Below are 13736 nucleotides of genomic sequence, written 5' to 3'. Positions count from 1 at the left end.
GGATGACGAGAGAGGTGACGCAGCAGGGCTTCACGGCGCCGGTGCACGTGCGATGGTCCGACATCGACATGTACCAGCACATCAACCACGCGACGATGGTGACGATCCTCGAGGAAGCGCGAATCCCGTTCCTGCGCGAGCCGTTCGAGGCGGACATCACGACGATCGGCCTGCTCATCGCCGACGTGAAGATCGCGTACAAGGCGCAGCTGCGGCTGATCGACTCGCCGCTTCAGGTGACGATGTGGACCACCCGGGTGCGATCGGTCGATTTCACGGTCGCCTACGAGGTGCGCTCCGTCGGCGCCGCGCCCGATTCCAAACCCGCCGTCATCGCCGAGACGCAGCTGGCCGCGGTGCACATCGAAGAGCAACGGCTGCAACGACTCTCCGCCGCCCAGCGGGAATATCTGCACCGCTGGGCCCGATGAGCGAACGCGGCCTCTGGCTCGACCCCACGCATCGGGACGACCTCGCGGCGTTCACCGAGCGTGCCCGCGGCGTCGACGAGGCCGCGGTGGTCCGACTGCGGGAGCGTCCCGGTGGGCTCGTGGCCGCCTGGGTGGCCACTGGGTTCGACGTGCTGGCCAGCCGGACGGTCGGGGGTCGGGTGCGCCCGGCCGACCTGTCCGTCGCAGCGGATGCGCTGCTGAGCGGCCTCGCGGCGATGTCACCCGACGGCTACGTCGAACCGGGGTTCGCGATGGATTCCGCGTGGCGGGGTGGTCTGCCCCCGGACACCGGGTTCGTGCACTTGGACGACGTGCCCGCCGGCGAGGTGCTCGCGCTGGCTCAGCGCGGCACGGCGCTGGCCCGCGAGCACACCGGAGCGCACGGTCCGCCGACGTCGCTGCTCGACCAGGACGTCGTCGAGGTCGCGGCGGGAGATCACCGGGTCGGCGTGCCGATGCGGTGTGTGTTCGCGTTGACCGCGATGGGGTTCCTCCCCGACCGGGCGAACGACGACGAAGTGGTGCGGGTGCGCGCGACCGCGACGTGGCTGCGCGTCGACGCCCGATTCGGCACGGTGTACCGCCGTCGCGGCGACCCGGCCGTGGTCCTGCACTGACGTCTCCCCGGCGAGGAGACGCAAACTCGAGCAATTTCCCGGGCGAGTCACTCGAGTTCGTGTCTGTTCGCCGGGAAAAAAGGGGTCAGAACGGGGAGTTCACCATCGACTGGGCGGCCATCTCGAGGTAGGCGAGCAGTTCGCCGCGATGCTCGTCGTCGAGGGTCTGCGCGTCGATCTCGGCGACGGCGGTGTGCATGCACCGCAGCCAGGCATCGCGCTCGAGGTAGCCGATCCGGAACGGCGCATGCCGCATCCGCAGCCGGGGATGGCCCCGCCGATCGGAGTAGGTGCGCGGACCACCCCAGTACTGCTCGAGGAACAGCAGCAGCCGCTCCTCGGCGGCCTCGAGCTCATCCTCGGGGTAGAGCGGGCGCAGGATCTCGTCGTCGCGCACCTGCTCGTAGAACCGTGACACGATCCGGTGGAACGTCTCGTGACCGCCGACCGCGTCGTAGAACGATTGTTGATCCATCACCGCCCATTGTGGGCCATGCCCTCCTACGGCCGTCGGTCAGGACTTCTTCCGGATCAGCCGCGCCAGCTCGTCGCGGTCGGCGACGTCGAGCTTGAAGCACGCGCGGTAGACGTGTCCCTCCACCGTGCGCACCGACAGCGTCAGCGCCTCCGCCACCTCGCGGTTGGACAGCCCCGCCGACACCAGCTCGGCGATCTCCCGCTCCCGCGGAGTCAACGGCAGCGGGCGGGCCGCGGTCTTGATGGCGGGTGTGGACGCGCCGCCACATGCCTCGGCGAGCCGCAGCGCGGCGGCCCCCGACTCGGTGGTGCACCGGCGATCTCCTGAGGCGTCGTGCAGCGGCGCGGCCTGCGCGGCGGCGTCTGCGGCCGAGAGCATGAGGCCCGCCCGCTCGAATGCGGCGCTGACCGCGTCCAGCTCCGCGGCGTCCCCGGCGGCGACGGCCGCGGCGTGGCGGGCGAACAACGGGACCACGGTCCCGTGCACGACGTGGGCGAGTTCGGCGAGCCGGCCGGCCGTGGTGCGATCCCCGAACCGGGTGGCGTGGTGCAGCGCCTCGGCCTCGAGCGCGAACTGGCCGGATCGCCGGGCGTTGTCCGCCGCTGCCCGGGCCAGCTCGACGGCATTGCGCTCCATGCCCTTGGCGGCGGCGTACCAGGACCGCGAGATCAGCCGCTGCGGTTCGTGCAGCGCCATCGAGGGACCGGAGTGCTCCGCGGCGTCGGTGAGGACGCGCTCGGCCTCGCCGATCCGTCCGAGGACGGCATAGGCGCGTGCCAGCAGCAACCGTCCCGGCAGCTGCCAGGGCAACGGGCTCTCCGCGGACAAGGCGGCCAGGGCCTGCTCGATGGAGGACACCACCTCGTGGAAATCGCCGCGCGCGGTGGCCACGACACCGGCCATGATCTTGGCGATCGCCCACGCGAGGAACTGGCCCACAGAGGAGAAATCGGCGTATCGCAGGGCACGCTCGGCAGCTGTCTCGAAGTCACCCATGTGCGTCAACGCGAGCACGTCGCAGTAGCGGACCATCACGCGGATCATGCCGTCGGTGGCCTTCTGCTCGGCGCGGCAGCGGGCAGCGATCGGCTCGAACTCGTCGCCGCGGCCCGCGACGGGCATGGCCAACCCGGCGGCGAACGCGGCGAACTCGACAGCCTGCTCGGGTGCCTGCGGATCCGCCAGCACGGCCAGCGCCTCCGCGATGCCGTCAGCGATCTTGTTCTCGTGCACCGCCATCGCGGCCGCGGTGGCGCGCAGGATCAGCGCCAGGATCGGGATGTGCACGCGCTCGCGCACCAGCGCGAGCACCTCGTGCGCCTTGGCCACCTCACCCATGGACCAGAACAGCGTCGACACCCTGGGCACACCCCACTGCACGAGCTGCACCTCGTCGAGATCGTCGGGCGCGAACTGGGCGAGAATCGCCTCGGCGTCTGCCGGCATGCCCTGCCACAGCAGCGCGCGGGACAGCAGGGCGCCCGAGGCGAGACTGCCGGTGCGCTCGAATGCGCTGCGCGCCAAGCGTTCTCCGAGTGGCAGGTTGGAGAGGAAGATCGCGTCCTTGGCGGCCGCGGTGAGCAGGTCGACGTCGACAGCCTGATCGCTGTCGATCGAAAGATTGGCCATCCGAATCCGGCTCGCCGCTGTGGAGAGCTCGCGGCGCCGCAGTATCTGCACCACTTGCCCTTTGAGCCGACGCTCGGCGGCCCGGCCGATCTTGGTGCGCACGACGTCGCCGACGAGGGGGTGGCTGAACCGGGCGTTCAGAGTGGCGCCGTCCTCGGTGAACCGGATCAGGCCACGCATCTCGGCCTCGTCGACCGCGACGTCACCGACGAGCTCGGTGAGCGCATCGGCGTCGAGCGGTTCGCACAGCGCGAGCAGCTTCAGCGCCGTCATGACGGCATCACCGGCGTGTTCGAGCCGTGTCTCCAGCAGCGCGACCAGACCCGACGGCACGGCCGTCGGGCCGCGCAGCTGCCACACGTCGTCGACTCTGCGAAGCGTTCCGGCGTCGATGGATCCCTCGACCAGATGGCGCAAGAACAGCGGGTTACCGCCTGAGGACCGCCACATCAGGTCGGCCGACAACCCCTCGAGCCGCCCGCCGATCACCGATTCGACCAGGTGGATGCTCTGGGCCTTGCTGAACGGCTGCAGCTCGATGCGACGCAGATAACCGTCCTTCCACAGCGAGGTCACCGCGTCGGGCACCGGCTCTCCGCTGCGGACGGTGGCCAGGATCCGGCCGGTCTGGTCGACGGCGAGCTGGTGCAGCAGCGTGGCCGACAGCTCGTCGAGCAGATGCGCGTCGTCCACCCCGACGATGGCGTTGCCCGCAGCCACCAGCGATTCGCGCGCACACGCGAGGAGCGCCGTCGCGTCGCGGGACGGGCTGGAACCCACCAGATGGGCGAAGACGCCGAGGGGGATGCTGCGTGACGATTTCGTCGATGCCACCCAATGCACTTGAGAGCGCACCGATTCGGTGACCAGACGGGCGAGCGTCGTCTTGCCGACGCCGGCATCACCGACGAGCACGGCCCCGAAGGACCCGGCACCCGTCAGCGCGGACCGTACCGCGTCGAACTGCGCAGGGCGGTCGAGCAGCTGCCAACCATGCGGCATGTTCGGTGAGTGTAGTGCGCAGAGACTGCCAGTTCTCGCTAATGACCGTCGGTTAGCGGGCGCGACGCGGTGCGAGGAAATGCCGAGAGGTCGCGCGGCTCCACGTGGGCAACCCCGTTCTTGGCATGCCGGTATTCGCTCGACGCCTCGTACACGCGCAGCTTCAGGCGATTGATCGACCCCAGGGGACGGTGTTCTGCGATCCCGCGCCAGGAGTTGAAGGCCAGCGCGTCGTCGGCGAAATCCCGCAGGACCTCGTCATATCCCGTTTGCTCTGGGAACCGGATCGTCGCTACCGGCCGGTAGGGCGACACGTCCTCCGGCCATTCCACCGTGGCATCTTCGAGCGGCATCCGAACCTCGTCGGTGCACAGCTGCACCGCCAGTTCGTACTCGGCGGATTTGCTCGCGAAATACGAGGCGACCGCCCGTGACGCGGCGTCGTAGTGACCGTCGCTGATCGTCGCCGGGACGGCGGCGGCAACGGTGGCCGGGGTCGGTGCCACTCGCAGCTTTGCCACGAAGTCACCGAACCGCACCGGCGCGGCGGTGTAGAACGTTTGCCGCAGTGGGTGATGGTTTTCCTCGGCGAACACCCGCAACTTGGGCGGCAGGTCACGCCCGGTCTGTTTCCGGACGTAGCGCAGCGCCCGCAAGGCGCGGTTGATCGCCAACATTCCGGGATCGGGCAGCGCGGTCAGGACTCGGGCGGTGCGCATGCCCGCTTTCGCGTAGTCGGCGGCGTCACGGAACAGGAACGCCGGTTCGGTGACGAACACGAAGTCCTGGTTGGTGTCGGGGAAGCGGGCGTCGGCGCGCTCCCCGCTCGGTCCCGTCACGCCGAGGATCTTCAATCCGAGGCCGCGCACGCCGCGCACCTGATCCGAGCGGATGGCCCCCGACGTCTGTGAGATCCGGGCGATCACACCGAATGTCGCGCCCGGCTCGGCGAACATGCCCTGCCGCAGGGTGGAGTCGAGGTCCTGGTGCACGGTGAGCTCGCCGGACAACACCGCGCAGCTCTTGGCGTGCGCATCGCGGATGGCGTGCGGGCGGCCGTGGCGGCGGTACTTCGCGAAACACCGGCTCTTCAGATACTGGAACTGGTTGTTGCGGTGCAGGTCGGCCACCAATTGGGAGATCAGGGCGTCCTCGCCGGGCGGGAACGCGGCCAGGCCGGGCCCATAGCGCAGAAAAGTGGGTGTTCCCCCGTCGCTCATGGGCCCAGTCTGAGGGCATCGGGTCCGGCCGGCATGAGTAATGCGCTACCTGCACTCCGCAAGCGGTCACGAGATGTTCACCGGACTGACCAGCGAACACGACCAGAATTGTCGTGCGATCTCTGAGAATCCGTGGTGGACTGTCGAGCGGAGGACGTATGGCGCAGCGCAGAAATGGTCGCGGCCACCGGCACCACCGGACCGCGACGAGTTCGACCGGGTCGACAGCGACTGCCCCTGCGCGCGCTCTGCACAGCCTCACCGCGGGTAACGACGCTCTGACCCCTGTGATGCCCGAGCCGTCGATCTGGGGGCGGCGCCGGGTGCTGTTGCTCAACTCGACGTTCGAACCGTTGACGGCGCTGCCGATGCGGCGGGCGGTCGTCATGCTGATGTGCGGCAAGGCCGACGTGGTGCACGACGATCCGATGGGCCCGGTCATCCACTCGGCGAGTCGCACGATCGTCGTCCCGTCGGTGATCCGGCTGCGCACCTACGTGCGGGTGCCCTACCGCGCGCGGGTGCCGATGACCCGGGCCGCGCTGATGCACCGCGACCGGTTCCGGTGCGCCTACTGCGGCGCCAAGGCGGACACGGTCGATCACGTCATCCCACGCAGCCGCGGTGGAGGGCACTCGTGGGAGAACTGCGTCGCGGCGTGTTCGCCGTGCAATCACCGCAAGGCCGATCGGCTCCTCAGCGAGCTGGGCTGGACGCTGCGCTCTGCGCCGATGCCGCCGAAGGGTCAGCACTGGCGGTTGCTGTCCAGCGTGAAGGAACTCGACCCGGCGTGGGTCAGATACCTGGGTGAGGGCGCGGCCTGACCGGCACGTGCGTTACGGTTTGGCCGTGAACAACACTGCTCTGTTGCACGCGAGCTTCTTGCTGATTCCGCTCGCACTCGCCGGCATCCTGGCGTTGTTGATCTACCGCAAGAAGGGGCCGCACCCCGCGACGTACAACCTCGCGGAGACCTGGACCCACGAGCCCATCCTGTGGGCGGCGGACGAACCCGCGGATCACGGCCACCAAGGACATGGTGGCCACGGTTCGCACGTCACGATCGGAGGCGGCGCAAGTGGCAACTGGTGAGGTCACCCGGGCCGGAGCACTCGACCTGGCCGAACTGCCGTACGGCTCGGTCGTCACGGCCAGCGGACGGATCTCCGGGGTCACCGAGCCCGGCGAGCTGTCGGTGCACTACCCCTTCCCGACGCGCGACCTGGTGGTGCTGGACAACGCGCTGAAGTTCGGATCGCGCGCGGCCAAGGCGCGCTTCGCGGTGTACATCGGCGATCTCGGCGAGGACACCGCAGCGTCGGCGCGGGCGATCCTGGGTCGGGTGCCGACACCGGACAACGCCGTTCTGCTGGCCGTCTCGCCCAATCAGCGGGCCATCGAGGTGGTCTACGGAGCGAAGGTCAAGGGCCGGGGCATCGAGGAGGCCGCACCGCTGGGGGTGTCCGCGGCTGCCGCGTCGTTCCGCGAAGGCAACCTGATCGACGGCTTGATCAGCGGCATCCGCGTGCTGTCGGCAGGTGTGTCCCCGCGCTGATTCTCACGAGAGTGCACTCACGGTAGCCGGCCGGCGTCGGCGACTACCGTGGGTGCACTTTCGGCGTTCAGGGCCTGGAGGTGGGCCCGGATGCGCACGTAGCGCTCCAGAAACAACCGCTCGTCCAGGCGCTTGCGGCGCAGCCAGCCGGTGACCTCGTCGTTGCATTTGCTGGCGTTGCACGGCCCGCACGCCGGCACCACGTTGTCGACGGTGTAGCGGCCGCCGCGCGAGATCGCCATCACGCAGTCCCGCTGCACCGTGCCCGTCGTCGACCCGCAGTAGGCGCAGCCGTTCCAGGCCGCCTTGATCGCAGTCCACTGGGCGGCGGTGAGATCGTTGACGACGGCCGCGACGCGCCGCTTGCGCCGGCGCGCCGCCCTCGCCTTGCGACTGTTACTGACCGCCACCGCGTGAGCTTAAGCGCGCTCGGGCGCCGCGAGCGCGCGCAGACCGTCGACCGCGAGCGGCGTGTCGCGGGCAGACACGCGCTCTCGCGGTACCGGGCCGGGCTAACGCTTAGCGCGCGTCGAACTCGCGGGCGCGCAGCGACCGCTCGACCCCGGCCCGGCCTTCCAGCACCAGCCGGCGCAGCGCGGGCGGCACCTCGGGATCGGACAGGAACCGATCGGCGGCCTCGAGCGCGTCGGCGCTGATGTCCCACGACGGGTACAGCCCGACCACGACGGTCTGGGCAACCTCGCTGGACCGCCGCTCCCAGACGCCCGAGATCGCCTCGAAGTAGCGGTCCCGGAACGGTGCCAGCACCTCGCCCTGCCCGAGGCCGGCGAAGCCGCCGATGATCGCCCGTGCGGTGATGTTGGCCAGCGTGTCGTCCTCGACCACCTGCTGCCACGCCGACTCCTTGACCGCCGCCTGCGGACGCGCCGCCGCGGCGGCAGCGGCCTGACGCCGGCCCGCTGCGGTCGGATCGTTCGCGGCTTCGGCGTCGATCTTCGGGGTATCCGGTCCGTCGGCGTCGAGCACGCCGGCGCGCGCCAGCGCCGTCACCACCCGCCAACGCAGATCGGTGTCCACCACGAGCCCTTCGAGGTTCACCGCGGCGGGCTCGTTGTCGAGCAGCGTCTCGAGCACCGCAACGTGATTGGGCGCGAGCACCGACGAGCACAGCGCGTTGACGAACGCCAACTGGTGATCCGAGCCCGGCGCCGACTCGCGGGCCAGGTCCAGCAGGGTGTCGCCGAAGGCGGGCCAGCCGTTCTCCGCGGCCCACTGCGGATTCGCGTAAGACCCCAGCGCGGTCTGCGCCTGCAGCAGGAGCCGTTGCGCCACACCGACTTCCGACTCGGCGTGCAGACCGCTCATCACCAGGGCGACGAAGTCGCGGGCGCGCAGCTCCGCGTCGCGGGTCATCTCCCACGCCGCGGACCACGCGAGGGTGCGGGGGAGCGGTTCGGCGATGTCGGCGATGCGGGCCAGCACCGTCTGCAAGGAGTCGGGGTCCAACCGCAGCGAGCAATAGGTGAAGTCGTCGTCGTTGACGAGGATGAGCTTCCCGCGCTTCACCCCGGTGAGGCCGGGCACCTCGGTCGTCGACCCCTCCACGTCGAGCTCCTCGCGGTGCACGCGCACCAACTTGCCCGAGGCATCGTCGTCGTAGATCCCCACCGCGAGCCGGTGCACGCGCCTCTCCCCGGCGCCGGGCTTGGCGCCGCCCTGCTCGATCGCGAAACGGGTGAACGTCCCGTCGCCGTCGACGTCGAAATCGGGCCGCAGCGTGTTCAATCCGGTCGTCTTGAGCCACTGCTGTCCCCAACCGGACAGATCGCGGCCCGACGACTTCTCCAGCGCACCCAGCAGATCGCCGAACGTCGCATTGCCGTAGGCGTGGTCGCGGAAGTAGTCCCTCAGGCCTGCGAGGAACGCGTCGAGCCCGACGTAGGCCACCAGCTGCTTGAGCACGCTGGCGCCCTTGGCGTAGGTGATGCCGTCGAAGTTCACCTCGACGGCGTGCAGGTCGGGGATGTCGGCGGCCACCGGGTGCGTCGACGGCAGCTGGTCCTGCCGGTACGCCCATGATTTCTCGACGTTGGCGAACGTCGTCCAGGCCTGGTCGTACTCGGTGGCCTCGGCCTGGCACAGCACCGACGCGAAGGTCGCGAAGGACTCGTTGAGCCACAGGTCGTCCCACCACCGCATGGTGACGAGGTCGCCGAACCACATGTGCGCCATCTCGTGCAGCACGGTCTCGGCGCGGCGCTCGTAGGAGTAGCGGGTCACCTTGGACCGGAACACGTAGTCCTCGAGGAACGTCACCGCGCCGGCGTTCTCCATCGCGCCGGCGTTGAACTCCGGCACGAACAGCTGGTCGTACTTGCCGAACGCGTACGGGGTGCCGAAGTTGTTGTGGTAGAAGCCGAATCCCTGCTTGGTCTCGGTGAACAGCCGGTCGGCGTCCATGTACTCGGCGAGTGACTTGCGGCAGAAGATGCCGAGCGGGATGTCGCCGTGGTCGTCGGTGTACACGTCGTCCCAGCGGGCGTAGGGGCCGGCGATCAACGCGACCAGGTACGTGCTCATCCGCGGGGTGGCCTTGAACGTGTGCTTCTTGGCGCCGTCCTCGTCGGTGGTCTCGATCGTCGCCCCGTTGGAGATCACCTCCCAGTGCGCGGGCGCGGTGACGGTGATGTCGAAGGCGGCCTTGAGGTCGGGTTGGTCGAAGCAGGCGAACATCCGCTTGGCGTCGGCGGTCTCGAACTGCGAGTAGAGGTACACCTCGTCGTCGACGGGATCGACGAAACGGTGCAGCCCCTCGCCGGTGTTGGAGTAGCGGCAGTCCGCGTCGACGACGACGACGTTGTGCTCGGCGAGCCCGACGAGCGGGATGCCCGTCGACTCGTCGTAGCCGGACACGTCGATTACTTCGCCGTTGAGCGTCGCGCTGCGGATCGAGTCAGCGGCGAGGTCGAGGTAGGTGTCGGCACCGGCGAGTGCGTCGAATTCCACGGTCGTCACCGAACGGAATGTCTTCTCGCTCGGCGAGCCCCCGCCGTCGGTCAGATCGAGGGCGACGCGATAGCTGTCGACGGTGATCAGGGCAGCGCGTTCGGCAGCTTGGTCGCGCGTCAGATTAGGAAGGGCCACGGTCGTCAACACTAGTCTCAACCCGGGAAGACAGGACGGGTCCAGATGGTTGACCCGGTCAACACCGACTCGAAGAGGAGACCTCATGGCCGAGAAGTCCCGCGCCGATTTCTGGTTCGACCCGCTGTGCCCCTGGTGCTGGATCACCTCCCGCTGGATTCTCGAGGTGGAGAAGGTCCGCGACATCGACGTCAACTTCCACGTGATGAGCCTCGCCGTGCTCAACGAGGGCAGGGACCTGCCCGAGGAGTACCAGGAGATGATGAAGAAAGCCTGGGGACCGGTGCGTGTCGCGATCGCCGCCGAGCAGGCCCACGGCGCCGACGTGCTCGCACCGCTGTACACCGCGATGGGCACCCGCATCCACAACCAGGACAACAAGGACTTCACCCAGGTGATCGCGGAATCGCTCGCCGAGGTGGGGTTGCCCGCCGAACTCGCGGAGGCGGCCGACTCGGACGCCCATGACGAGGCGCTGCGCAAGAGCCACCACGAGGGCATGGACGCCGTCGGTGACGACGTCGGCACGCCGACCATTCACGTCAACGGGGTGGCGTTCTTCGGGCCGGTGCTGTCGAAGATCCCGCGCGGCGAAGAGGCCGGAAAGCTGTGGGACGCCTCGGTGACGTTCGCGTCCTACCCGCACTTCTGGGAGCTCAAGCGTTCCCGCACCGAGGCGCCCTCCTTCGACTGAGTGCTGTGTGTTACCAACAGGTTGCCTCCGGTTGCGCAGTGAGGACGCCGCCCTCACCGTAGATCGGTGACAGTCACCGAACGCAGCACCGACGGCTCCTACCGGGATCGCGTGGTCGCCGTCGAACCGGGCGGCACGGAGTACATCGCCGAGGCCGACCGGCACGGGAAGCCGAGCCAACTGTTCTGGACGTGGACGTCGCCGAACCTGGAGTTCGCGACGATCTTCGTCGGCATGCTCGCGGTGCTCGCGTTCGGAATGACGTTCTGGCAGGCGGTCGCCGGCATCGTGGTGGGTACCGGCCTGGGCGCGCTGGCGCACTACTTCTTGTCGGCCCGCGGTCCGCTGCACGGTGTGCCGCAGATGGTGTTGGGGCGGTTGGCGTTCGGCTTCAAGGGCAATGCGGTGCCCTCGGTGCTGATGTCGGTCACCGCGGGGGTGGGCTGGTTCGCCACCAACAGCGTCAGCGGTGCGTTCGCGCTGTCCACGCTGTTCGGTATCGGGCCGCTGCTGGGCCTGGTGATCATCGTGGCTGCGCAGACCGCGCTGGCGTTCTTCGGCCACAACCTGGTGCAGGCGTTCGAGCGGTACTCGTTCCCGGTGCTCGCGGTGGTGTTCCTCGCGGCCTCGGTGGCGATCTTCGCCCACGCCGACATCGGGAACGCCGCACCGGCTGCCGAGGGGGTGGGCGGCCTGGGCGGCTTCCTGCTCACGGTGGGAACGTCGTTCGGCTATGCGGCCGGGTGGACGCCGTATGCCGCGGACTTCACCAGGTACCTGCCGGCGACGGTGTCCGGTCCGCGCACCGGATTCTTCGCCGCCGCTGGGCTTTTCACCGCCTGCGTGGTTCTGGAGGTGGTGGGCGCCGCGTCGGTGACGACGGGCGAGGCCTCGCTGGCCGACCCCACCGGCTCGTTCACCGCCGAGCTGGCCTCGCCGCTGGCCAAAGCAACACTGTTGGCGATCGCGGTCGGTGCGATCGCGGCCAACGCCATCAACGTGTACTCCGGCGCGATGGCATTCGTCTCGACCGGTATCGCCCTGCCCGCGCATGTCGCCCGCGCGTTGGTGACGGTGTTCTTCGGCGTGGCCGGCTTCCTGGTGGCGTGGTGGGCGCTGCCCGACGCCGCGCACAGCTACGAGGCGTTCCTGCTGATCATCGCGTACTGGGTGGGTCCGTGGCTCGGGGTCGTCTTCGCCGATCAGTACCTGCGCCGCGGTCGGCCCGTCGCGCATCTGCTCTATGACCGCTCCTACACGAACTGGGGTGGGCTGGCGGCGTTCCTGATCGGCCTGGTGGCTTCGGTGGTGCTCTTCGCCAACCAGGAGAAGCTCGTCGGCGTGGTGGCGGCCGCGGTCCCGCAGCTCGGCGACATCACCTTCTTCGTCGGTTTCGTCCTCGCCGGGGCCGCATACTGGGTGCTGTGCCGGAAAACGATCGCCACCCCCACGCCGTGACACCACCGCAGGACATGCTGGACGCCATGCTCGACGTGGCGGTCGAGGAAGCACGAAAAGGGTTGGCGGAAGGCGGGATACCCATCGGGGCGGCGTTGTTTGCCGCCGACGGCACGGTGCTCGGCCGCGGACACAACCAACGGGTGCAGCGCGACGATCCGTCGATCCACGCCGAGACCGACGCGTTCCGCAACGCTGGCCGGCAGCGCGGTTACGCCACGACGACCATGGTGACCACGCTGTCGCCGTGCTGGTACTGCAGCGGGCTGGTGCGGCAGTTCAACATCGGTGCCGTGGTGGTCGGGGAGAGCGCGACGTTCACCGGCGGGCACGACTGGCTGGCCGAGCACGGCGTGCAGGTCACCGTGCTCGATGACGAGCGGTGCAAGACGATGATGACGGACTTCATCGCGGCGCACCCCGAACTGTGGGCGGAGGACATCGGAGAGTGAGTGTGATTGCAAGCGTTGATCTTTCGCGGTGGCGCCAGGGTGGCGCGGACGCCGACGCGGTGGCCGCGGAGGTGGATGAGGGTCTGCAGCGGGCGGGTTTCATCCTGGTGACCGGGCATGGCGTTGACGCGCAGCTGGCCGCCGATGTGCGCGCTGCGGCCCGCGAGTTCTTCGCGTTGCCTGCGCCGGTGAAGGGCCGCTACGCGGTACCGGTCGGCGGGCACGGGTGGATCGGCCCGGGAGCGGAGGCCAACGGTTACGCCGAGGGCACCGAAACCCCGCCGGATCTGAAGGAGAGCTTCAGTCTGGGCGCCGAGACCGCCACCGGCGACCCGGACGTCGATCGAATCTGGTTCGCGCCCAACGTCTGGCCGTCGGAGACGCCAGAACTGCATCGGTTGGTCGACGAATACACCGGGCAGATGCGCCGCGTCGCCGACGATCTGCTGGCGTTGTTCGCCCATGCACTTCAGTTGCCGGTCAACCCTTTTGCCGAGCTGGCGAGCATGCCGACGTGGACCATGAACATCAACCACTATCCGCCCGTCAGCGTGGTCGGCGACCCTGAGCCGGGCCAGTTCCGCATCGGCCCGCACACCGACTTCGGCACCGTGACGATCCTCGATCGCGAGCCGGGCGCCGGCGGGCTGCAGGTGTTCAGCGAGGAGGCCGGCTGGGAGGACGCGCCGTACGATCCGGCGGCGCTGACCGTCAACATCGGGGATCTGCTCGAGTACTGGAGCGGCCGGCGATGGCCGTCGGGCCGGCACCGGGTGCTGCCGCCGCAGCCGCACGCTCCGGAAGAGGATCTCGTGTCGCTGATCTACTTCTACGAGGCCAATCACGACGCGGTGGTGAGCCCGCTCGCGCCGCCCGTCGGCCGGGTCGCGGGACTGACGCCGGTCACGACGTCGGACTTCATCAAAGAACGGCTCGACGCGATCACCATCGGCTGAGGTTCCACACCGCGCCTCGAAACCCGCCCAACCCGACATTCGGGCGCGATATCAGGGGCTTTTCGCGCCCAACCCGACGTTTGGGCGGGGTGAAGTCGGGAGGAAGTAGGGTATCGGC

The 13736-nt window shown here is 69.1% G+C and carries 14 protein-coding genes; 9 read left to right on the top strand and 5 right to left on the bottom strand.

Annotated elements, in window-relative coordinates:
- The first annotated feature begins 2 nt into the window (after positions 1–2).
- Positions 3–431, top strand: a complete 429-nt coding sequence (locus ACXYX3_RS17285; protein ID WP_458608350.1) for an acyl-CoA thioesterase — start codon at positions 3–5, stop codon at positions 429–431.
- Positions 428–1069: a DUF8010 domain-containing protein gene (locus ACXYX3_RS17280; RefSeq protein ID WP_458608349.1), complete on the top strand. Its 642-nt coding sequence runs from the start codon at positions 428–430 to the stop codon at positions 1067–1069. Before ACXYX3_RS17285 ends, ACXYX3_RS17280 begins: the two co-directional genes overlap by 4 nt.
- Before the next feature lie 85 nt (positions 1070–1154).
- On the opposite strand, the gene ACXYX3_RS17275 is transcribed toward ACXYX3_RS17280, so the two are convergent.
- From ACXYX3_RS17275 to ACXYX3_RS17265, 3 genes are read right to left on the bottom strand one after another with little or no spacing between them, the layout of a single operon-like run.
- Complete coding sequence (locus ACXYX3_RS17275) at positions 1155–1544, bottom strand: globin (RefSeq protein WP_458608348.1); 390 nt, start codon at positions 1542–1544, stop codon at positions 1155–1157.
- Positions 1545–1583: 39 nt separating this feature from the next.
- Complete coding sequence (locus ACXYX3_RS17270; protein ID WP_458608347.1) at positions 1584–4178, bottom strand: helix-turn-helix transcriptional regulator; 2595 nt, start codon at positions 4176–4178, stop codon at positions 1584–1586.
- Between the two features lie 38 nt (positions 4179–4216).
- Positions 4217–5398 carry a catalase family protein gene (locus ACXYX3_RS17265; RefSeq protein ID WP_458608346.1) on the bottom strand — a complete coding sequence of 394 codons (1182 nt, stop codon included), beginning with the start codon at positions 5396–5398 and terminating at the stop codon, positions 4217–4219.
- A gap of 290 nt (positions 5399–5688) precedes the next feature.
- Here ACXYX3_RS17265 and ACXYX3_RS17260 point away from each other — a divergent pair, with 290 nt between their 5' ends.
- The 3 genes from ACXYX3_RS17260 to ACXYX3_RS17250 are packed head-to-tail and all read left to right on the top strand — an operon-like array spanning position 5689 to position 6953.
- The gene (locus ACXYX3_RS17260) at positions 5689–6222 is read left to right on the top strand and encodes an HNH endonuclease (RefSeq protein ID WP_374238387.1); all 534 of its coding nucleotides are present in this window, start codon (positions 5689–5691) and stop codon (positions 6220–6222) included.
- A gap of 25 nt (positions 6223–6247) precedes the next feature.
- A complete protein-coding gene (gene ctaJ, locus ACXYX3_RS17255) occupies positions 6248–6490 on the top strand; it encodes an aa3-type cytochrome oxidase subunit CtaJ (protein WP_241205975.1) in 243 nt (80 codons plus the stop codon).
- The gene (locus tag ACXYX3_RS17250) at positions 6477–6953 is read left to right on the top strand and encodes a DUF5130 domain-containing protein (RefSeq protein WP_241205976.1); all 477 of its coding nucleotides are present in this window, start codon (positions 6477–6479) and stop codon (positions 6951–6953) included. Before ctaJ ends, ACXYX3_RS17250 begins: the two co-directional genes overlap by 14 nt.
- A gap of 17 nt (positions 6954–6970) precedes the next feature.
- On the opposite strand, the gene ACXYX3_RS17245 is transcribed toward ACXYX3_RS17250, so the two are convergent.
- On the bottom strand, positions 6971–7363 hold the full coding sequence (locus tag ACXYX3_RS17245; protein WP_458608345.1) for an HNH endonuclease: 393 nt from the start codon (positions 7361–7363) through the stop codon (positions 6971–6973).
- Positions 7364–7472: 109 nt separating this feature from the next.
- A complete protein-coding gene (gene pepN / locus ACXYX3_RS17240; RefSeq protein WP_458608344.1) occupies positions 7473–10058 on the bottom strand; it encodes an aminopeptidase N in 2586 nt (861 codons plus the stop codon).
- 85 nt (positions 10059–10143) lie between these two features.
- Between pepN and ACXYX3_RS17235 the strand changes: the two genes are divergently transcribed.
- The 4 genes from ACXYX3_RS17235 (at position 10144) to ACXYX3_RS17220 (ending at position 13618) form a co-directional block, all read left to right on the top strand.
- The gene (locus tag ACXYX3_RS17235) at positions 10144–10752 is read left to right on the top strand and encodes a mycothiol-dependent nitroreductase Rv2466c family protein (RefSeq protein WP_241205979.1); all 609 of its coding nucleotides are present in this window, start codon (positions 10144–10146) and stop codon (positions 10750–10752) included.
- 66 nt (positions 10753–10818) lie between these two features.
- Positions 10819–12210 (top strand): purine-cytosine permease family protein, encoded by a 1392-nt coding sequence (locus ACXYX3_RS17230; RefSeq protein ID WP_458608343.1) that lies wholly within the window; start codon positions 10819–10821, stop codon positions 12208–12210.
- Positions 12211–12224: 14 nt separating this feature from the next.
- Positions 12225–12662, top strand: coding sequence for a nucleoside deaminase (locus ACXYX3_RS17225; RefSeq protein WP_241206039.1), 438 nt, complete (start codon positions 12225–12227; stop codon positions 12660–12662).
- Positions 12659–13618: an isopenicillin N synthase family dioxygenase gene (locus tag ACXYX3_RS17220; protein WP_458608342.1), complete on the top strand. Its 960-nt coding sequence runs from the start codon at positions 12659–12661 to the stop codon at positions 13616–13618. Before ACXYX3_RS17225 ends, ACXYX3_RS17220 begins: the two co-directional genes overlap by 4 nt.
- Positions 13619–13736 lie beyond the last annotated feature (118 nt).

Source organism: Mycobacterium sp. Panama NTM2 (assembly GCF_054355555.1).
The sequence above is the reverse complement of the archived record's forward strand: the minus strand, read 5'-3'. Positions and strand labels throughout refer to the sequence as shown.